This window comes from Brevibacillus sp. YAE8 (assembly GCF_057543335.1).
On the sequence record NZ_BAAIYG010000004.1, the window covers coordinates 51,747 to 71,574 of the forward strand.

15 protein-coding genes are annotated in these 19,828 nt (G+C 53.1%); 3 read left to right on the forward strand and 12 right to left on the reverse strand.

The window, feature by feature from the left end:
* Window positions 1-15 precede the first annotated feature (15 nt).
* Both nrdJ and AC27IT_RS08130 read right to left on the reverse strand, forming a co-directional pair.
* A complete protein-coding gene (nrdJ, locus tag AC27IT_RS08125; RefSeq protein ID WP_007784801.1) occupies window positions 16-2,277 on the reverse strand; it encodes a ribonucleoside-triphosphate reductase, adenosylcobalamin-dependent in 2,262 nt (753 codons plus the stop codon).
* Window positions 2,278-2,757: 480 nt separating this feature from the next.
* Window positions 2,758-2,952: a hypothetical protein gene (locus tag AC27IT_RS08130; RefSeq protein ID WP_025846822.1), complete on the reverse strand. Its 195-nt coding sequence runs from the start codon at window positions 2,950-2,952 to the stop codon at window positions 2,758-2,760.
* Window positions 2,953-3,331: 379 nt separating this feature from the next.
* Between AC27IT_RS08130 and AC27IT_RS08135 the strand changes: the two genes are divergently transcribed.
* Window positions 3,332-4,051 carry a hypothetical protein gene (locus AC27IT_RS08135; protein ID WP_025846819.1) on the forward strand — a complete coding sequence of 240 codons (720 nt, stop codon included), beginning with the start codon at window positions 3,332-3,334 and terminating at the stop codon, window positions 4,049-4,051.
* Window positions 4,052-4,979: 928 nt separating this feature from the next.
* Here the strand turns inward: AC27IT_RS08135 and pyk are convergent.
* The 8 genes from pyk to AC27IT_RS08175 form a co-directional block, all read right to left on the reverse strand.
* Entirely contained in the window at window positions 4,980-6,734 is a 1,755-nt protein-coding gene (gene pyk, locus AC27IT_RS08140; protein WP_025846818.1) for a pyruvate kinase, read from the reverse strand.
* Between the two features lie 45 nt (window positions 6,735-6,779).
* Window positions 6,780-7,739, reverse strand: a complete 960-nt coding sequence (gene pfkA / locus AC27IT_RS08145; RefSeq protein WP_005831388.1) for a 6-phosphofructokinase — start codon at window positions 7,737-7,739, stop codon at window positions 6,780-6,782.
* 223 nt (window positions 7,740-7,962) lie between these two features.
* Window positions 7,963-8,919: an acetyl-CoA carboxylase carboxyl transferase subunit alpha gene (gene accA, locus AC27IT_RS08150; RefSeq protein ID WP_005831390.1), complete on the reverse strand. Its 957-nt coding sequence runs from the start codon at window positions 8,917-8,919 to the stop codon at window positions 7,963-7,965.
* Window positions 8,886-9,830, reverse strand: coding sequence for an acetyl-CoA carboxylase, carboxyltransferase subunit beta (gene accD / locus AC27IT_RS08155; RefSeq protein ID WP_007782689.1), 945 nt, complete (start codon window positions 9,828-9,830; stop codon window positions 8,886-8,888). The genes accA and accD overlap by 34 nt, the downstream gene beginning before the upstream one ends.
* 21 nt (window positions 9,831-9,851) lie before the next feature.
* Entirely contained in the window at window positions 9,852-10,034 is a 183-nt protein-coding gene (locus AC27IT_RS08160) for a hypothetical protein (RefSeq protein ID WP_005831394.1), read from the reverse strand.
* Window positions 10,035-10,116: 82 nt separating this feature from the next.
* The gene (locus tag AC27IT_RS08165; protein ID WP_283858844.1) at window positions 10,117-10,788 is read right to left on the reverse strand and encodes a FadR/GntR family transcriptional regulator; all 672 of its coding nucleotides are present in this window, start codon (window positions 10,786-10,788) and stop codon (window positions 10,117-10,119) included.
* A gap of 98 nt (window positions 10,789-10,886) precedes the next feature.
* Window positions 10,887-12,131 (reverse strand): NADP-dependent malic enzyme, encoded by a 1,245-nt coding sequence (gene ystJ / locus AC27IT_RS08170; RefSeq protein WP_005831397.1) that lies wholly within the window; start codon window positions 12,129-12,131, stop codon window positions 10,887-10,889.
* Between the two features lie 168 nt (window positions 12,132-12,299).
* Window positions 12,300-15,728 carry a DNA polymerase III subunit alpha gene (locus tag AC27IT_RS08175; protein WP_487091725.1) on the reverse strand — a complete coding sequence of 1,143 codons (3,429 nt, stop codon included), beginning with the start codon at window positions 15,726-15,728 and terminating at the stop codon, window positions 12,300-12,302.
* Window positions 15,729-15,905: 177 nt separating this feature from the next.
* Here AC27IT_RS08175 and AC27IT_RS08180 point away from each other — a divergent pair, with 177 nt between their 5' ends.
* Entirely contained in the window at window positions 15,906-16,217 is a 312-nt protein-coding gene (locus AC27IT_RS08180) for a YtpI family protein (protein WP_005831401.1), read from the forward strand.
* 66 nt (window positions 16,218-16,283) lie between these two features.
* Window positions 16,284-16,502 carry a hypothetical protein gene (locus AC27IT_RS08185; RefSeq protein WP_025846811.1) on the forward strand — a complete coding sequence of 73 codons (219 nt, stop codon included), beginning with the start codon at window positions 16,284-16,286 and terminating at the stop codon, window positions 16,500-16,502.
* 191 nt (window positions 16,503-16,693) lie between these two features.
* Here AC27IT_RS08185 and AC27IT_RS08190 read toward each other — a convergent pair whose 3' ends face one another.
* Entirely contained in the window at window positions 16,694-17,326 is a 633-nt protein-coding gene (locus AC27IT_RS08190; protein WP_005831403.1) for a DUF2087 domain-containing protein, read from the reverse strand.
* Between the two features lie 1,110 nt (window positions 17,327-18,436).
* Window positions 18,437-19,747, reverse strand: a complete 1,311-nt coding sequence (locus AC27IT_RS08195; RefSeq protein ID WP_005831405.1) for a DRTGG domain-containing protein — start codon at window positions 19,745-19,747, stop codon at window positions 18,437-18,439.
* Between the last annotated feature and the right edge of the window lie 81 nt (window positions 19,748-19,828).

A 19,828-nucleotide genomic window follows, 5' to 3' on the forward strand; every position in this document is an offset into this window, starting at 1 on the left:
ATGTGAAGCAGCGTGTTAACGAATCGGGCAAGCGCCGCCTTCGCACGCTTCTGCGGTAGACAGATCAGCCTCGCCGCCTGTTTCGAATTGCTGCAAAATCGCCGGGTCAAACGGCTTCATCGATTGCTTCAGCGCCTCGTATTGCTCTTTCGTGCACTCTTCATACGGCGCAAGCTGATAGTTTCCGCCATCCAGTTGCAGGAAGGACACGCCGACAAAATTGTCCCAGTTGGCGTAGACGATTTCTTCCACTTCGCTCCACTCTTCCTTGCGAACGGTAATCGTATTGGAAGAGTTGTGCTCGGTGTATTCCTTTTGAAAACGGAAGTACGTGTCGAACTGGCGTTTCGCGCTCACTTCGTTTTTCGTCTCTTGCGCACCGGATGCTACCGGGAAGTCGATCACGAGCGTACGCGCATTTGCCATGCGCTCTTCGTGCGTTTCGCCAGGGGTCCCCACCTCGGGATGGACGGTCCAGCCGAGAGCTTGTACAGCCTTTGCCAGCGGGTCCTGGGCGTTGATGCGAATACGGCGGATGTAGTACGGCGAGTGCGACCAGTGCAAGCCGCTGGAAACGCCCCCGGCCACCTGCGACAACGTCCCTTCCGGCTTGACGGTCGTCACGAGCAGCGGCGAGTTCACGCGCAGCTCATACGCGTAGCGGTCTGCTTCACTGCGGGCAGCATCGCCCAGTTGACGCAGCAACTCCAACTCCTGCTCTTCGGTATAGCCGAGAGAAGCGAGCGCATCCTTCACGCCTGTCAACGACGTTCCGAGCAGGCGGTCGCGCTGCTGGACCGTATCCCAGTGCGGCAGCTCCAGTGTTACGAGCGTCATCCGCAATCCTGCACGGGCAGATTTGCGCTGCGCGTCCAACAGTCCGTCCAGGTCCAAATATTTCGAGCCGTCCTCACGCTCGCGGACAAACTGAACCAGGTTCACTGTCGTCAAGTTGCAGACCCCGTACGAATCGAGCAAAATTTCCGCACAAGGATTGAGTCCTTCCGCATTCGGGCGGCGGCGATTCGCTTCTTCCAGGTTGATAAAGCCTGGCTCGCCCTCCAGTTGCATCAGCGTGAACACAAGATGCAAAAACTCTTTGGTCGGCTGCTTGGTGAACGCAATCGAGTTGTTGGACATGCGGCGGTGATCCAGGCCGAAGCGCCCGTCTCCCACTTTTTGAATGCTGTCAAACCAGACAGGCTTGTGCTCTCCCAAAAGCTCTCCGACACGACGATGGTGGGCGAGCTGCTCCTCTGTCCAGAAGCCGTTGATGCCGTATTTCGCCAGCATGCACTCGTAGTCATCGTGGTCAAACAGGAAAATTTCCGCGGTGCGGCGCACGCCCCCGACCACAACGTTTGCTCCGATGAGGTTGCCGATGTCGAGAATATGTATGGGGCGAATTTTGCCGTACCCTTTTTCGTCGCTTTCGATCGGGGCCAGATGCTGGTCGATCTGGTTTTTCAGCACTTTGTCGATTCCTTCAAACATTTCGCGCAGCGGCTCGTGTCCGCTTGCTGTTCCGCCAAAGCGCTTCAGCCGCTCCCCTTTTGGCCGCACGCTGTTGTAGGAGATTTTGACCGTATGGATATGCTCGTAGGCGGAATCCGTGAGAATTTGCAAGTACAGGCGCAGCGACTCGACCCAGCCTTCCTTGCTGTCCCCTACGTAAATTTTCGCAAAGCCGTTGTCCAGCACATTCAGCTCGGAGCGTTCCAGACGCTGGTGCTTCGGAAGCGGTCTGTACTCGGAGGAAAGCAGGGTGACGTTGGTGCGGATCGGCCCAAGTCCGGCTGCCATTTCCTTCGTGCATTTAAAGCCTACGCCCGTTCCTACGAGCAACAGGTAGAACAAATCGCCCAGGTCGTCCCATGACCTGATGTTCAAAAACGAGCAGTTGAAGTTAGCCAGTGGGTACAAATCGGCAACGCCGTTCTCCGCGCCGCCTACCCACAGCGTCCGTCCGGACAAAAACTGGCGAAGGTTGAACATGTTGTCAAACAGCCCTTCCGCTTCTGCCTCCATCGCCCGCTCATCCGGCTGCAAGCCGATCTTTTTCATATGTTGGTACGCAAGCTTCATATTGTAATCCACCGAGCGGCGGCATGTTTCTTTCCACGTTTCCCGTCTGCCTTTCTCCGGGAGGAAGCGAGAATAAGTCCGGTAGTAAACAAATTGTCCCAGAGGATTCATATGAACAGGAAAATCTGGATATTGTGCTAAAAATTCATCCCTCAAAAAAACGGTTCGGGATACGGTTTCGGTTGCCAACATGAACGTTCCTCCTTCGATTCTTTCCTCTCTAGTTAACTATCTTTGTCAAAAAAACTCAATAGTTTCACCTATATATTGTGCGAAATAAAATTCGACAACACTATATATTGTGTTTCACTGAAAAAAGTTCTTGACATCGACAACCGCACGAAGGGAGCCGTTTTTCCCCTTTTCGCGAGCCGGATGACATCGTTTTCTCCTGGAAAAAACACGCGCAAACTGTAAAAAGCCGCGAGCCACCAAGACGAACACCTGATCGATTTTATCAGATTCTCCCTTGGTTTGCATCACCTAAAAAGCGCCGTTATTTGGAAAGCGTTAGCAAAAAAACTTGGCAGACAGTTGGGACAACACAAAAAAGGGTGACGCTATGCCACCCCAAAAAAGTATTTGTGCAAAGACCTTTCTGCTGGATCATTTACGTTGAGTTACCATTGTGTTTTACTGCTGCCCGATCATGTCAAAAGCTGATTTTCAGAGCTAAGCTGATCCAATAATAATCATTGTTACCAACGCTATCAAAATCCCTGTAATCACAAGGGAAATCAGAAAAGTATTTATTAATTTTTTTTTCCGATTATCATCTGCACCCTTATATTGAATGATCGCCCTCCCAGCAAATATAAGGGTGATAACAGAAGAAAAGATCAAAATGATATTTGCCAACTGTTGCATATATTAGCCTCCTTGGTACAAAAAATTTCAAAAGTTTCCCCTTTGTTTAGCAGGGGAAACTTTTGAAAAAGAATGTATGGTTTACTGTGGCTCAATATCAAACACATATGCCCACGTCATATCTAACTGTCCACCCGTTAAAAACCCATTTACACAAAAAAAGTTACATTCCCCATTAGCGCCTCGAATACTGTCATGCTCTCACCCCCTCGCTGTTAGACGTGAGGATGAGCCGCCCCCCTTGAAAGCCGTGCCTATGTACTTGTCCCAATTTTACTATGATTCGGTAATTGATACCATCATGTTTATAATATAGGTAATTTACTTTTATATTGGAAATTGATAGGATATACAAAAAATGTAAATAGTGGTGTCTAAATTGAAAAAAAGTATCTTTTTGCTTTTATCTCTCTCACTATTTTCCGTTTCAGCCTTAATCCCAACAAATTATGCACATGCTAATGTTCAAGTTGATCCAACTTTTGACGAAAAATCTTTTTATAAAGAGCTACAAATAGACCCAGAAGCTAAAAAGGCTTACCAACAACTAAATGATATTTTAGAATCTAAGGAATTCAAAACAATACAAGAAGGACTTAAACAATATGAGGATCTCATTTATTCAGATGAAACAGGTTATCACTTTAAAGAAGGGGCAAAAAAGGAAATTCCGGAAGAGACCTATGTTTTGTTAGAAGAAGTCTTTAATTCTGCTAACGAAGAGTTTACAAATGAAGAGAGAAGGACTCTAGAAAACCGAGTAAGTCCCATGGCTGTAACTGAGGATTATTATTATGGACACGACAGGGATACATATGTATATTCAAGCAGTGATTGGGGTGTTGGCGAATGGTGGTACTTTAGTGATGACGATACTAGATGGCTAGTTGAAAAATTAGGGATTGCTGCTGCGATTTCATGGTTTGCAGGAAAAATACTTTCTCTATTCCCAACAACCAAGGGTTTAGGCCTGTCTTTAGAAGTTTCATCGGTTCTGTTTGGGTTAGGAGCAACCTATATATCTAATAAGAATAAAGGTTATGGTGTTTACGTCCGAATTTACAGCGGAGGAGCTTACATGCGTACAAGAACGTATTGAGAAGTCTAATTAAAACCAAAAACACATGTTGCTAAATTAGGTAGCATGTGTTTTTTAATCCAAAAGTAAATGGCATAATAAAGGTGGGATTCCTATTGAATAGCTTGTTTCCATATTTTGTTTTGTCTCTTATGTTTTTAACATATATATATAGTTTTTTTAAAAAAGTAAGCATATTAAGAGACATGAATGGAGCCGTTTTAGCATTTCTCCTTTATACAATTACAGACCAACTCTGGTGGCTTAGTCTTATTGTTTTAATAGCTGCCTATATCTTTGCAATTATACAAACATCCAAAAACGTCCGATGAAGCTCGAGACCAAAACTACCAACCAGTGGGGGGTAATGCCCGAATCCTCATTTTCGGGCGTTTTTCGCTGTTTTCGGCAACTAGCGCCTATTTAACCGGCTGCCGCTGTTCTCTTTTGGGATTTCTACCCTACGAACGGGATTGGGGGCGGTATTTACCTGCCCGGATTTGCTCCTTGATGGTTTCCCCGCTTTCTTTGAGAGAGGGTAGAAGTTCATTCGCCCATCTCCTTCGTGTTCCGCCCTGTTCTTCTGCGGTGAGCCTTCCGCTGGAAGTTGGCTGCCCTTCGCTCCTGACGACTCACTTTCCTCCCATCTCCCCGCATCATTTACACTGGGATGTCCGTGTAGCGTATTGGACTTTGCTTTGTTCAGCAAGGTCGTCCCATCCCCTCTACCTGATGATGTTCGTTTGTCCTCGGGCCGGGATTTTGCCTCCAGCTTCCTTTCCACCTCATGCTGTACACCCTTGCTCTTGGCTAGGGGTTGTCCACTACCAGCCCCCACAAGCGGACTTTCACCGCTTAGTTAGTCGCCATGCGTGGCACACAAAGAAAACCCCGTTGATTTTCATCACGGGGTTCGGCTGAAAAGCCATATCATACAAGACTATGATATTTACAAAACGCGCGCATGACCTGAATAAATATGCCCGCGCTCCGAATCGACTGTCACGACCTGTCCTTCCTTCAACAAGTCTGTAGCAAACGGCACGCCTACGATCACAGGCACGCCCAGGTTCAAGCCTACGATGGCAGCGTGAGACGTCAGCCCGCCCTCTTCGCAAATGACGGCGCCAGCCTTGCTGAAGGCTTCGATCATGTCGGAATCCGTTCCGATCGTCACCAGAATGACGCCTTCCTCGACTTTTTGCAGCGCTTCCTCTGCGGAACGGGCAATCACGACCCGGCTCGTCACGACTTTGCGGCCGATGCCTTGTCCTTTTGCCACCACATCGCCAATTACGTGGATTTTCATCAGGTTGGTTGTCCCTACTTCGCGCACAGGCACGCCCGCGGTAATCACCACGAGATCGCCATGGCGCACAAAGCCGGCGTCGATCGCTTCCTGCACCGACATCTCCAGCATTTCATCGGTTGTATTCGCCAGCTCGCCTTTCACCGGATAGACGCCGTTTACGAGCGCCAGACGGCGAATGACAGCCGCATGCGGAGTGACTGCGACGATTGGCGCCTTAGGACGGAATTTGGACACCATGCGCGCCGTATGTCCGCTCTCGGTTGCGGTAATGATCGCTGCCGCGTCCAAATCCAGCGCTGCATTGGAGACAGCCTGGCTGATCGCATCGGTAATCGTCACTTGCTTAAGCTGGGCTTGTGCGTACAAAATCTCGCGGTAGTTCAGCTCTTGCTCCGCTCTTACGGCAATGCGGTCCATCGTTTCCACAGATTCCACCGGGTATTTGCCCGCAGCCGTCTCACCGGACAGCATGATCGCATCCGTGCCGTCAAAAATCGCGTTGGCGACGTCGCTTGCCTCGGCCCGGGTCGGACGCGGATTGCGCTGCATCGAATCGAGCATTTGCGTAGCCGTAATGACAGGCTTGGCCAGCTCGTTACATTTTTTAATCAGCTTTTTCTGGACGAGCGGCACTTCCTCGGCTGGAATTTCCACACCCAGGTCGCCGCGCGCCACCATCAGGCCGTCTGTTACGACGAGAATTTCATCGACGTTGTCGACGCCTTCCTGGTTTTCGATTTTGGCGATGATGTCGATGCGCACGTTGTGGCGCTCCAAAATCTGGCGGATTTCCAAAATGTCGGAGGCTTTGCGGACGAAAGAAGCCGCGATGAAATCAACCTGCTGCTGGATGCCGAACTCGATGTCCTGCGCATCCTTTTCCGTAATCCCGGGCAGGTTGATTTTGACGCCCGGTACGTTGACGCCTTTTTTGCTTTTCAGCGTACCGCCGTTTTTGATGAGGCAGACGATCTCGTTCCCCCGGACCTCCTGAACCGTCAGCCCGATCAAGCCGTCGTCGATCAAAATCGTATCGCCCGGTTTGACATCTTGCGGCAACTCCGAGTACGTAATGGAGACGCGCTCGGCTGTGCCAGCGATTTCCTCTGTCGTCAGGATCAGTGTTTTTCCTTCCTCCAGCTCGACTGCCTCAACGGCAAGCGTGCCCGTGCGGATTTCCGGCCCTTTCGTATCCAGCAGGATCGCCACCGGCTTGCCAGTCTCCTCGGATGCGCGGCGAATGTTTGCGATGCGCGCCGCGTGCTCTTCGTGGCTTCCGTGGGAGAAATTCAGACGAGCTACGTTCATTCCCGCGTGTATCAGCTTTTTCAGCGTCTCGACAGACTCGCTCGCCGGTCCGATTGTACACACGATTTTTGCTTTCCTTAACATAGGAATTATGCCTCCTCTATACACTGCTGCTCCAGCGCTTTTCGACTAGATGGACAGTGTTCGCGCCAGTTGATATACGGATAAATCCAATTGATGCTTCTGTGACAATGCTTCGTTGAAATCAACGTCGACGATCTGGTTGTTTTGAATGCCGACCATCCGATCTTTTTTGCCTTCCAACAGCAAGTCGACTGCGGCTGCACCCATCCGGCTCGCCAGCATCCGGTCCATCGCGGTCGGCGAGCCTCCGCGCTGAATGTGTCCGAGCACGGTCACGCGCGTCTCCCAGCCTGTTTCCTTGGTGATCGCTTCGGCGTAAGAAGCCGCGCTGCCCACGCCTTCTGCCACGATGATGATGGAATGCTTTTTGCCGCGGCGCTGTCCGGCGTGCAGACGCTCAATAATATCATTCATGTCCTGGGATTCTTCCGGAATGATAATCGACTCGGCCCCTGCGGCAAGCCCTGCCCACAAAGCCAGGTCGCCTGCGTCGCGTCCCATTACCTCAATGATGTAGGTGCGCTCATGGGAGGTTGCCGTATCGCGAATTTTATCGATCGCTTCTACAATCGTATTGAGCGCGGTATCGAACCCGATCGTAAAGTCGGTGCACGGGATGTCGTTGTCGATCGTGCCCGGCACGCCAATCGTCGGGAAGCCCTTTTCCGTCAGCTTTTGCGCTCCGCGGAAAGAGCCGTCCCCGCCAATGACGATCAGCCCTTCGATCCCGAATTTGCGCAACTGCTCGACCGCTTTTTGCTGTCCGGCGTCAGTCTTGAAAGCCTCGCTCCGGGCAGAATAGAGGATGGTTCCTCCTCGCTGGATAATGTCCCCAACGGAGCCCAGTGTCATTTCCTGGATATCGCCTTTCATCAGACCTTCGTATCCGTGATATACCCCGTACATTTGCACTCCGTGGTAAGCGGCACGGCGAACGGCCGCACGTACCGCCGCATTCATGCCTGGCGAATCTCCGCCGCTGGTCAGAACCGCAAGCTTTTGCATGGAATCCACCTCTCCAATCCATATCGTCTTTAGCATGTCATGAAACAGAAACAGTATGTACCATAACGTGTATGAAACATGCTGTATTACTCCGTTTCGTATATCTGTTATACACACAACAGAAATGTGCCATACTTTTTGAAAGCTCTGATAACTCGCTTATTCGAACTCGATTGTAGCAGATTTTCCGTGCAGAAAAAAGACAAAAAACGCCCCCTGCAGCTTACAGGGAGGCGTACTCGCCGATTCGTTTGAACTTCTCGTATCTGTCCTGTACCAGTTCATCCGGGCTTAAACGGCCCAACTGTTCCAGTTGCTCGGAGATGACCGCCTTGACCGAGGTCGCCTGTGCAATCAGGTCGCGGTGCGCTCCTCCAAACGGCTCGTCGATGATGCCGTCAATCACGCCGAGAGCGAGCAGATCGGGAGCCGTAATTTTCATCGTCTCCGCTGCGCGCATGCCCAGGCTGGAATCTCTCCAGAGAATCGCAGCCGCACTCTCCGGCGCAATCACGGAGTAATAGGAATTCTCCAGCATATAGATGCGGTTGCCTACGCTGATCGCCAGCGCGCCGCCACTGCCGCCTTCGCCGATGACAATGCAAATAATCGGCACGCGAAAGGTAGCCATCTCCCGCAAGTTGCGGGCAATCGCTTCGCTTTGGCCGCGTTCCTCTGCCGCTTTGCCTGGATAAGCTCCTGATGTATTGATAAAGCAGATGATCGGCCGTCCGAATTTGTCGGCCTGCTGCATGATGCGCAAAGCTTTGCGGTAGCCTTCCGGATGAGCCATCCCGAAGTTGCGCTTGATGTTGTCTTTCGTGTCTTTGCCTTTTTGATGGCCGATAACCGTCACCGGGCGCCCGTCAAACTTGGCAATCCCGCCCACGATCGAATGGTCGTCCCCGTACAGCCTGTCCCCATGTACTTCCAGAAAATCAGTAAAAAGAAGTTGAATGTAGTCCAAAGTCGTTGGTCTTTCCGGGTGACGGGCCAGTTGGACGCGCTGCCACGGCGTCAGGTTGCCGTAAATTTGTTCGGCAAGCTCTTTTGCCTTTTGTTCCAGACGCTTTACTTCGTCGGAAAAATCAATGCCTTTTTCTTCGGTAAAGCGACGCAATTCCTTGATTTTGTCTTGCAACTCTACTAATGGCTTTTCAAAGGGGAGTTCGCCTGCCATATTTCCACTCCTTCCCGTGACGTGTGCATCTCTACCAGATTGGACAGCGTTTGGCGCATGTCTTTACGGTGCACGACCATGTCGAGCTGACCGTTTTTCAGCAAAAATTCTGCTGTCTGGAAGTCTTTTGGCAGCTCCTGGCGAATGGTTTGCTCGATGACGCGACGTCCCGCAAAGCCGATCATGGCGCCCGGTTCCGCGATGTTGTAGTCACCGAGCGAAGAAAAGCTCGCCGACACGCCGCCGTATGTAGGATTCGTCATGACCGAAATAAACAGCAAGCGCTCGCGGTCAAGTCTGGACAAAGCCGCGCTTGTTTTCGCCATTTGCATCAGGCTGAGAACGCCTTCCTGCATGCGCGCCCCGCCGGATGCGGAGAACAGGATGAAAGGCAGTCGCCGTTCGATCGCTTGCTCAATCGCACGCGTAATTTTTTCCCCGACAACCGAGCCCATGCTGGCCATGCGGAAGCGGGAATCCATGACGCCAATCACGATGCGGTTGCCACCGAGCAGCCCCTCGCCGGTGATGATCGCTTCGTTCAGATTGGTGTTGGCCATGTCCTGCTCCAGCTTTTCCAGATAGCCTGGAAACCCGAGCGGATTGGCGGTAATCAAATTCGCGTCAAACTCCTCTGTCAGAACCCCATCATCCAAAATGGATTGCAACCGCTCCGGCGCGGACATGGAATAGTGGAACTGGCAGCCTTTGCATACGCGCAGATTTTTTTCCAAATCCTTCGAGTAGTGGATCGTCCCACAATGTGGGCATTTATTCATCAATCCCTCAGGGACTTCCTTCTCCTTCGTACCCGCTTCCTTGCTAGCGTCGGTGGAAGCAGGGACACGTGCCAGTGTCTCAGAAGGGACAGTGGCAAATTTGCGCTTTTTCCCGAAAAGATCTTTTAGCACAGGTACACCCCACCTTTCTCATCAGTGAAGGATCGAGCCGAGTACATCCCGGACTTCATTCAGTTCGCCCTCGGGCACGAGAATCTCGTATTGCTTCGAGACCTTCGCCTCGCGAACCTTGACCAAAAACCCTTCATCTGTCAAACGTTGCTGTATCCGTTCAGCTATTTTAGCGCTAGGAGCGATGTAGATGACCGTCCACATGCTGGCTTCCTCCTTCATCGTCCAATACAGGTCTGCATCATCATATCACAGCGCCAGCGCCCCTCGCAAATAGGAGAAAAATCTAGAGCTTGCTGTTCTCCAGATGGTGCCTCATTCTCTCAACCGCGACACTGACATCGCCTGCGCGGATTGCCTCCATGATCTCGCGATGCTCTTCCAGCGCCATGCGCGCCCTGCCTTCCCGCGACAGCGATTCCGTCCGCACGCTGTTGCTATACTCTACCAACGGCGTCCAGATGCGGTGCAAAATGGAATTGCGGCTGGATCGGCAAATCACGCGATGAAACTGATAGTCTTCTTCCGTAGGAACCTCGCCTCTCTCTACCCGTTCGTGCGCAATGGCGAGAATCCGTTCCATTTCTTCAAAATGCTTCGCGGTCGCCCGCCTACAGGCGAGACGAACAGCGTCGATCTCCAGCATTTTGCGCATTTCGATCAAGTCCTTCTTGGTTTTCGTATCCCGTAGGATAAAAAAGCCAAGAATATCGATCAGACGGTTGTGCCGATAATGCTTGAGGAAGGTGCCTTCTCCGCGGCGAGTCTCGATGAGCCCGAGCAGTTCCAGAGCACGGAGAGCTTCGCGTACAGAGGATCGCCCTGCTCCCAACTGCTCAGACAACTCTCGCTCCGACGGAAGCTTGTCGCCAGGCCGTAAGTTTTGCTCCTGAATGATTTCGTGAAGTTGCAGGAGAATGCCTTCGTAAACCTTTCGATCTTGAGTGGAGTCGAGCACAATGACCCTCCTTATTGCTACTACTGGTGAAGTGAAGCACCCTCCACATATTCACGTCCGATACAGGTGCTCGTGGAGGGTGTTTGACTGCACTTCCCTTACACTTGCTGGTAGGAAATGGCTGCCAGACTGGCTGTTTTCTCTTTTACTGCTTCCGGATCGACGGTGATGCGGGCTACGCCGCTTTCCATCGCCGCTTTGGCTACGGCTGCTGCAACGTTTGGAGCAACACGCGGATCGAATGGAGCAGGAATTACTTTTTCAGCAGAGAGCTCTTCTGGCGAGATCAGGTCGGCAATGGCATAGACGGCTGCCAGCTTCATCTCTTCGTTGATCTCGGTCGCGCGCGTATCCAGCGCCCCGCGGAAAATGCCCGGGAAAGCGAGGACGTTGTTCACCTGGTTCGGGAAGTCGGAACGGCCTGTACCGACAACCGCTGCGCCCGCTGCTTTTGCCTCGTTCGGCATGATTTCCGGAGTCGGGTTCGCCATGGCGAAGATGATCGGATCGCGGTTCATGGAGCGCACCATTTCAGGAGTGACAGCACCTGCTACGGATACGCCGATAAATACGTCTGCCCCTTTCATCGCTTCTGCCAGATCGCCTTGCAGCTTGCTGCGGTTCGTGATTTTCGCCATTTCTTCTTTTACCGGGTTCATTCCGTAGTCGCGGCCTTCGTACACGATTCCTTTTGTATCGACCATGATGACTTCTTTTACGCCCATGGAAATCAAAAGTTTCATGATCGCGATACCAGCGGCGCCCGCACCGTTCGCCACTACGCGGATGTCCTCCAGCTTTTTGTCCACTACGCGCAGGGCGTTAATCAGACCGGCTGCCGTCACGATCGCCGTACCGTGCTGGTCGTCGTGGAAGATCGGGATGTTCGTCTCGCGCTTCAGGCGCTCTTCCACTTCGAAGCACGCAGGAGCTGCGATATCTTCGAGGTTCACGCCGCCAAAGGTCGGCTCAAGCAGCTTCACCGTCTCGACGATTTTGTCCACGTCGGTTGTGTTGAGGCAGATCGGGAAAGCATCCACGCCTGCGAAGGATTTGAACAGTACCGCTTTTCCTTCCATCACGGGCATCGCTGCTTCCGGACCGATGTTGCCGAGGCCGAGAACGGCTGTACCGTCGCTCACGACAGCAACGAGGTTGCCTTTCATGGTGTATTCGTAAACTTTGGACTTGTCGTCGAAAATGTCTTTGCAAGGTTCAGCTACGCCAGGAGAATAAGCCAAGCTCAGGTCGTACGCATTGCGAACAGGAACCTTTGTCACCGCCTCCAGCTTCCCTTTATTTTTTCGATGAAGTTCCAGTGCTTCCTCTCTCAGATTAGACATCTTAACCCACTCCATTTCACGATAATCTTTCTATGATTGCTTGTACAGCCTCTTTCATGCTTAAAAGCCCTAAGTGGTCTGACCACTTATTGAGTTATGAGTTCACTATATAGCAAAAACTATTATCCTGTAAACCTGCCGAAAACGGCGAAAAAGGGAGGACATTCCTCATCCTCCCTTGTTTATTGGCAATTCTTTCGGAATTACGCTGTCACGTCCCACAATTTCTCGCGCTTGCTCCAAAAATGACTCGTCCACCTCTACCCGAATATCGTCGGGAAGGCGAATTGTCTGTCTTTTTCCTTCGTAAAACAAAATCACAGGAATCGTTCCTTTTTTTTCGACAAACAGCCGTTGCAGGCGCGTAAGTGTCGAATCGTGCTCCTGCCGGGCCGTTATTTTGACAAACAGAACCGTTTCTGTCGTCGGTGCAGGCAGCGTCTCGGCATCCCAAAAACGCGAAGCGATCAGCTTCACCGTATCCTCCTGATGGTCTACCCGCGCTTCGACCACGACGATGCGCTCCTTGCCCAGAAGCGGTCCGTACTTGGCAAACACCTGCGGAAACACGACCAGCTCGACAGGCATCGTCTTGTCCTCCAGCGTGAGGAACGCCATCGGGTCGCCTTTTTTCGTCTGGATGCGCTTTTCCTCGGTAATCATGCCGAACACCTTGACCGTTTTGTCGCGGGCTACCTCGCCGAGAGCGGAGATGGCCGTCACTTCCGGGCGGGCAGCCACATGGGCGTACTGGTCGAGCGGATGCCCCGAGATGTAGACGCCGATCAGCTCGCGCTCTTCTTTCAACTGCTGGGCGCGTGAAAGCGGCGGCACCTCCGGGTATTCCGCAGGGTCCCGTGGCGGGGCAGACTGCTCCTCTCCGGCAAACAGGTTGAGCTGGTTGGCGTCCCGCTCCACACGTTTTGCGTTGGCCTTGCCCACGGCTTCATCAAGCAAAAGCAGCAACTGGCTGCGATGGCCAGGCAGCGAATCGAGCGCGCCGCACAGTGTCAACGACTCGACCACCCGTCTGTTCACGAGCCGCGCATCCACTCTGGCGCAAAAATCGAATACGTCCCGATACGGCCGGACAGCGCGCTCCTTGACGATGGACTCGATCGCGCCGTAGCCGACGTTTTTCACGGCAGCAAGCCCAAAGCGGATGGCATCGTCTTCTACCGTAAAGTACGCGGCGCTCTTGTTGACGTCCGGGCCAAGCACGCGCAAGCCGAGACGGCGCGCCTCTTCCGTGTACTCGGCGATCCTCGTCTGCGAGCCGATGGACAGCGACAAAAGCGCTGCCATGAAAGCGAGCGGATAGGTCGCTTTCAAGTACGCCATCTGGTAGGCGATGATCGCGTAGGCGACGGAGTGGGCCTTGTTGAAGCCGTAATCGGCGAAGCGCACAATCAGGTCGTACACCTGGTTGCCCAACTCTTCCCCGTAGCCATGGCGGACGCAGCCTTCCACGAATTTTTCCCGCTGCTCGGCCAGCAGCTCGCGTTTTTTCTTGCCGACTGCCCGGCGCAAAATATCGGCCTCGCCCAAGCTGAAGCCAGCGAGCGTAGACGAAATCTGCATGATCTGCTCCTGGTAGATCATAAAGCCGTGCGTTTCGCGCAAAATCGGCTCGAGAATCGGATGAGCGTACTGGACTTTGCTCTGGCCGTGCTTGGCGGCAATGTACTGGGGAATAATCTCCATCGGTCCCGGACGGTACAGGGCGAGTACAGCGATGATGTCACCCAAGCTGGTCGGCTTCAGGTCGCGAAGCACATGGCGCATCCCGCCCGACTCCAACTGAAACACGCCTGTCGTCTCGCCGCGCGACAGCATGCGGAACGTTTTCGGATCGTCTGTCGGAATTTTTTCCAGGTCAAGCTCAATCCCTTGCTCGGCGAGGTGGCGGAGTGTCTCCTGAATGATCGTCAGGTTGCGCAGCCCGAGAAAATCCATTTTCAACAGGCCCACTTCCTCCAAAATCTCCATCGGATACTGGGTGAGCGCCAGCCCTTCGTTGCCGGTTTGCAGCGGCACGTAGCTGGTCAGCGGCTCGCGCGAAATGACGACGCCCGCCGCATGGGTGGAAGCGTGGCGCGGCAGCCCTTCCACGCCTTTTGCTGTCGCGATCAGCAAGGCGGCCTGCTTGTTTTCGGCACACAGCTTGCCGATATCCGGGTTGAGCTCTATCGCGCGGTCAATCGTCATCCCCGGCGATTGCGGAATCATTTTGGCCACGCGGTCGATAAGCCCAAGCGACAGCCCGAGCGCCCGGCCGACGTCGCGCACCGCAGCGCGAGCCGCCATCGTCCCGAACGTAATGATCTGGGCGACGCGGTCGTGACCGTACTTTTTCGCCACGTAGTGGATCACTTCGTCGCGCCGCTCCACGGAAAAGTCGATATCAATATCCGGCATCGTCACCCGCTCGGGATTGAGAAACCGCTCAAAGAGCAGGTTGAAGCGGAGCGGATCGACGTTTGTAATTTTCAGCGCATAGGCGACAAGGCTGCCCGCGGCAGAGCCCCGGCCCGGCCCGGTCGGAATGCCGTGCTGGTGGGCGTAGCGCATGAAGTCCCACACGATCAGGAAGTAGTCGGTAAAGCCCGTTCCGGTAATGATCGACAGTTCGTGATCGAGCCGCTCCCGGATTTGCGGCGTCATTTCCCCGTAGCGTTCCCGGCAGCCTTGCTCGCAGAGCGAACGCAAATATTGTGCCGAATCTTGTCCCGCAGGCAAGGGAAATTCCGGCAAAATGTGCGCGCCAAACGACAGCTCTACGCTGCATCTGTCTGCGATCATGGCCGTATTCGCCAGCGCCTCGGGCGCGTAGGAAAAGGCCGCTGCCATCTCCTCTCCGCTTTTCAAGTAGTATTGGTCCGTTTCGTAGCGAAAACGGTTTTCCTCCTCGATCGTTTTGCCTTCCTTGATCGCGAGCAGGATATCGTGCAGGCGATGCTCGTTTTGCATGACGTAGTGTACGTTGTTCGTGGCGACCAGCGGAATGCCCGTCTCCTGACTCAGCTTGACCAGGCGAGCATTGAGCCTGCGCTCGCTCTCCAGGCCGTGGTCCGCCAGCTCCAAAAAGTAATTCGCTTCGCCGAACACGCGCCGATGCCACAAGGCCGCTTCCAGCGCCGCCTGCGCTTCGCCTGCGAGCAAAAGCTGCGCGACTTCGCCGTGCTGGCAGCCGCTGAGCGCTATCAGCCCTGCGGCGTGACGGGCGAGCACTTCTTTGTTCACGCGCGGGATGATGTAGTTTCCTTCCGTATTGGCGACTGTCGCCAGCTTGAGCAGGTTGCGGTAGCCCGTTTCGTTTTCGGCCAGTACGATCAAATGGTGCGGGGCAGGCGCATTGCGCACGCGATCCTGCAAGTTGCCTTCGATCACGTACAGCTCCATCCCGATGATCGGCTTGATCTGCGCTTCCCGGCAAGCTTTATAAAAAGGGACAGCCCCGTACAGGTTGGCGTGATCGGTAATCGCCAGCGCGCGCATGCCCAGCTCCTGCGCACGCGCCACCAGCGCCTCGATCCTCGCCGCTCCGTCCAGCAGGCTGTACTCTGTATGAACGTGCAAATGGACAAAGGAGGTCATCTGCTTCCTTCCTCTCCTGTTTTCCGAGTCGATTCGTTTTCGTCGCTTTCTCTATCATTATACCGAAAGTAAGGGGAATGCGGGGAAACAAGAACAAATGTTCTTTTTGGAATTTGACCTTTCTTGCTTTGATTTGGTAGGATAATACCAGATTTGTTCGAAAGGATGAAGCCATCTATGTGGTCGGCCTTTTATTTGACCGGCGTTCTCGCTTCACTCGTGGCCAGCGTCTATTTCAGCATCCACGCGCGCAGACGCGGCATCCATCCGCTGGAGTCCCGGATGACGCTTGGCAAAATGAATATTGCACTTGGCATTCTCGTCTCTTTGTTCGGCCTCAACCAGTTTACGTTTGATACGCTCGATACGATCCGCATCGTGGTCGCGATCGTCATGCTGCTCGTCGGCGTGATGAACCTGTATTTGGGAACCCGCAACTTTTTGCACTATCGCAGCGCCTGGCGGGCAGAATTGAAAAAAGGCATCTGAGAGCTAAAAAGCATGGGAACAAACAGATTGTTCGGCATGCTTTTTTCTTTGACAGGAGGTGGATTTGTGAAGACATGGACAACGGGCAAGCAGCTCGCCATCTGCTCTACATTGCTCGGGCTGATGCTTATTTCCAGCATCGTCGTGCTGCTGCTCACGCCGCACACGTTTGTCCGCGCCCTGCATCTCGTAGTCGTCGTCGCGTTGTCGATGGCGCTCGGGGCTTTTGCCCGGGAGTTTTTTCTTTTGCGGGAAAAGAAAAAGCAGGCTAAAAGAGAGGCGTAGCGGTTATTGCGATGCTTCTCTTTTAGCCTGCTGGAAATAGTTTTCCTGAATTGCCAATGGTTTGCCATGGCTAAGCACAATCTGTTCTCGTTATAATCAGTTTGTGTGACATTCTATTGTTTCAGACAACCTGAGCGAAGTGCCGACGGTTGTCCTTTTTTATGCCCTTTTTGCATGGCGATTGTTTCCAGTTAACGCAAATCCTCTGCTTTGGCCCACATTTCCTCGGGGTTCAGCTCGTAGATGCCGTCTTCCCGATACATGTAGTGGTTCATGACAAATTCCCGGCGAATCGTCGCGTAATCTTCGTGGAACTGGCGGATGTAGTCGTTGATCTCCTGCTCCTTGTATTTCCGGCCGTGCTCCAGCCCCCGGACCATGTGTTCGAACACGATCAGCTTTTTCTTGCGCTGGGACGGGATTTGCTTCAGCTTGCCGTCTGGAGTCAGGAAGCTTTTGATTACGTGCATGTGTTCCGCTGCCATCTGGGCCCTCCTCTGATCGTGGTTTTCCTCCGCTTGCGCAAACAGCCCTTCTTCGCTAAAGTCCTTCGCCCGTTCGAGCACGTTCAATATAGCTTGGGTCTGCCGCTTCATGTTGGCTTCGTGCAAGTAAAAGTAGATCGTATTTTTGTCTCGCCGCTCGTAGACGATCCCCGCCTCCCGCAGCTTCGCCATATGGTGCGTAATCGTCGGCGGCGTCACGCCGAGCTTCCCAGCCAGCGCCTGCCCGTGCAAGGGGCCGTTTGCCAAAATCGCGAGGATACGCACCCGCGTCGGATCGCCCAAGGCTTTGTAAAAGGTGACGAGTTTATCCAGTTGCACAGGGATGCTCCTTTCTTTTTTGGGGAGGTGAGCGTATGTGATTAGATAAATTTCTAATTAGATGATAGTGTAACTTGTTGGTTTTTGTCAATGTGTGGGGTTTCTTTGGGTTCTCAGGGGCTGGTGGGATGGGCGGGGCTTTTTCAAGGGGAAAAGCGCTCTATCGGGCTGCAGTGGCGGAGGAAAAAGAAGAAACCACTCAGGATTCTTGGGACCCCTGCTCGGATGATTCACTGCCCGGCTCCATTCCAAAAGGGAAACCGCGTCCAAAGTGGTCTTCTCAGGATGCTTGTTCAGAGTGGACGCTTAAAAGCGTGTTTCCCTTTTTCCATTGCGCCTCGGATGGGGTCCCAAAGATCCTTCGTTTGTTTCTTCTTTTTCCTCTCAGGGGCGGTTGGCTTCAGAGCGGCTTTTTAAAGGACGGGAAAAGTGCTCGGTTCAGTTCGGCAGCAATGGTCGGGGAAAAAAGAAGCTGTTGGCTGGGACAGGGCTTTTAACGGCCAAAAGCTCTCTACCTGGCCGTATGGCTGATGGAAAATGTAAAGTAGTATCTAAAACTAAATGTATCTGCTGGAAAGTCTAAATTTTACTTGTAACGTATCCTTACGAGATTGCTAATCACGTTAGAGGCTCTGTTTCAGATGAAGTCTGGGACTTGCTAAACGCGAACGATAGCTGTAATGAATAGCTGGTTGGTCTTCACTCAGTAAGCATCCCTGCCATTTCTCACGAGGAAACATCAGTGAAACCTCTCCAATCCTTTTATCTTTTAACCCCAGCCACGCAGAGAAGAATATTTCCGGACGCCGCGACTCGCGAAGTCCTACTCAGCGGAGCAGGGATTCGCGGGCAACAGAAACGCAACCCTGACTAGACTACGAAGCGGCTACCACTTTTGCGTTTCCCCGCGAATCCCTGCGGAGCGGACAGTCCCCGCTTCCCTGCAGGACGTAGACCGGGCCCCGCTGAACGCGAGCGATAGCTTGTGTTCAGTGGGTGAAGACCGGAGCTTAGTCCGGAAATATTCTTCTCTCCGCAACAGCCCCGCTTAAAAAACATCAAAAAAGGACAGCCCCTCTAAAAAGAGACTGCCCAAAAACACTACACACCTCACCGATCAATAATCTGCGCCGTAATCATCGCCTGCCCGACGAGCTGCTCGCCGTGGTAGACCGAAACCTCCACCTTCCCGAAGCGCCGACTGATATCCAAAAGCCGCGGCTGCACCTGGATGTGGCTCTCCATCTGTACCGGCTTCAAAAAGTACACCGTGATGTTTTCCGGCACCATGTCGCCCCGGCGATGCTGACGCAAGAGATTACAAGCCGCTTCCACCATCACCGTCGTCATGATTCCGCTCGCAATCGTCCCCAGATGATTCGTCATCTGCGGAGTGACGTCGCCCAGATAGACCAGCTCGTCAGCCTGACGCTCCTCGCGGAAATGAGACATAATCAGGTTCGGAAACGTTTCGCTCATCTGTGGCTGCTTCGCCGTGAACTGGAGCGCTTTCAACACATCGTTGCGGCTCAGCACGCCCACCAGCTTGCGATAATTGTCCACGACCGGCAACAGCTCGATCCCTTCCCACACCATCATGTGCGCCGAAGACGCCACAGACACGCGCGGCGAAGTCGTGATCGGATTTTTCGTCATCACCTTGTCGATCGTCGCCGTCTCTTCGTGGCCGATAATATCCTTCGAAGTCACAATCCCGATCAGACGCATCTGCTCGTCGACAACCGGAAAGCGCGTATCCTGATACAACTCCGTGTACTGATGCCATTTGGCGACCGTATCGCTCGGCAGCAGTACCGGCGTCTCCGCAAGCGGCTTCAGCACGTCCTCCACCATCACGATTTCCTTTTTAATCAAACGGTCGTAAATCGCCCGGTTAATCATCGACGCGACCGTAAACGAATCATAGCTGGACGAAATGATCGGCAGAGCCAGCCGATCCGCCAGTTGCTTGATTTCCTCGCTCGTATCGAAGCCGCCTGTTATCAGTACGGCTGCGCCTTGCTGCAAAGCGATCTTGTGCGCCTGATAGCGGTTCCCGACAATCAGCAAGCTGCCCGCGTCGATGTAGCGCATCATCGCTTCCAACTGCATCGCGCCGATCACGAATTTGTTCAATGTCTTATGCAGCCCTTCCCGTCCGCCCAGCACATGGCCGTCGACGATGTTGACCACCTCGGCAAAAGTCAATCGCTCTATGTTTTCCTTTTGCTTCTTCTCGATTCTCACTGTGCCGACACGTTCAATGGTGCTTACGTATCCTTGTGTTTCCGCTTCCTTGATAGCGCGGTAGGCCGTACCCTCACTCACATCCAGGTCTTTGGCGATCTGCCGCACGGAAATCTTCGAACCGATCGGAAGGCGATCAATATGCTGCAAGATTTGTTCATGCTTCGTTGCCATATTGCTACTCCCCCTTCCTGGTCTCCCACCCGTTCCAATGTACGCGCGCTCCTTCGAACAATATACCCGAAGGCGCGGCAA

What these genes read in the sequence shown, in the direction of transcription:
- AC27IT_RS08130 (WP_025846822.1), bottom strand. Translation starts at nt 2,952, where the DNA reads ATGCAACAGTTGGCAAATATCATTTTGATCTTTTCTTCTGTTATCACC.
- pfkA (WP_005831388.1), bottom strand. Translation starts at nt 7,739, where the DNA reads ATGCAAAAGCTTGCGGTTCTGACCAGCGGCGGAGATTCGCCAGGCATG.
- AC27IT_RS08175 (WP_487091725.1), bottom strand. Translation starts at nt 15,728, where the DNA reads ATGACCTCCTTTGTCCATTTGCACGTTCATACAGAGTACAGCCTGCTG.
- nrdJ (WP_007784801.1), bottom strand. Translation starts at nt 2,277, where the DNA reads ATGTTGGCAACCGAAACCGTATCCCGAACCGTTTTTTTGAGGGATGAA.
- accA (WP_005831390.1), bottom strand. Translation starts at nt 8,919, where the DNA reads ATGGCAGGCGAACTCCCCTTTGAAAAGCCATTAGTAGAGTTGCAAGAC.
- AC27IT_RS08160 (WP_005831394.1), bottom strand. Translation starts at nt 10,034, where the DNA reads ATGTGGACGGTCATCTACATCGCTCCTAGCGCTAAAATAGCTGAACGG.
- AC27IT_RS08195 (WP_005831405.1), bottom strand. Translation starts at nt 19,747, where the DNA reads ATGGCAACGAAGCATGAACAAATCTTGCAGCATATTGATCGCCTTCCG.
- ystJ (WP_005831397.1), bottom strand. Translation starts at nt 12,131, where the DNA reads ATGTCTAATCTGAGAGAGGAAGCACTGGAACTTCATCGAAAAAATAAA.
- AC27IT_RS08180 (WP_005831401.1), top strand. Translation starts at nt 15,906, where the DNA reads ATGTGGTCGGCCTTTTATTTGACCGGCGTTCTCGCTTCACTCGTGGCC.
- pyk (WP_025846818.1), bottom strand. Translation starts at nt 6,734, where the DNA reads ATGTTAAGGAAAGCAAAAATCGTGTGTACAATCGGACCGGCGAGCGAG.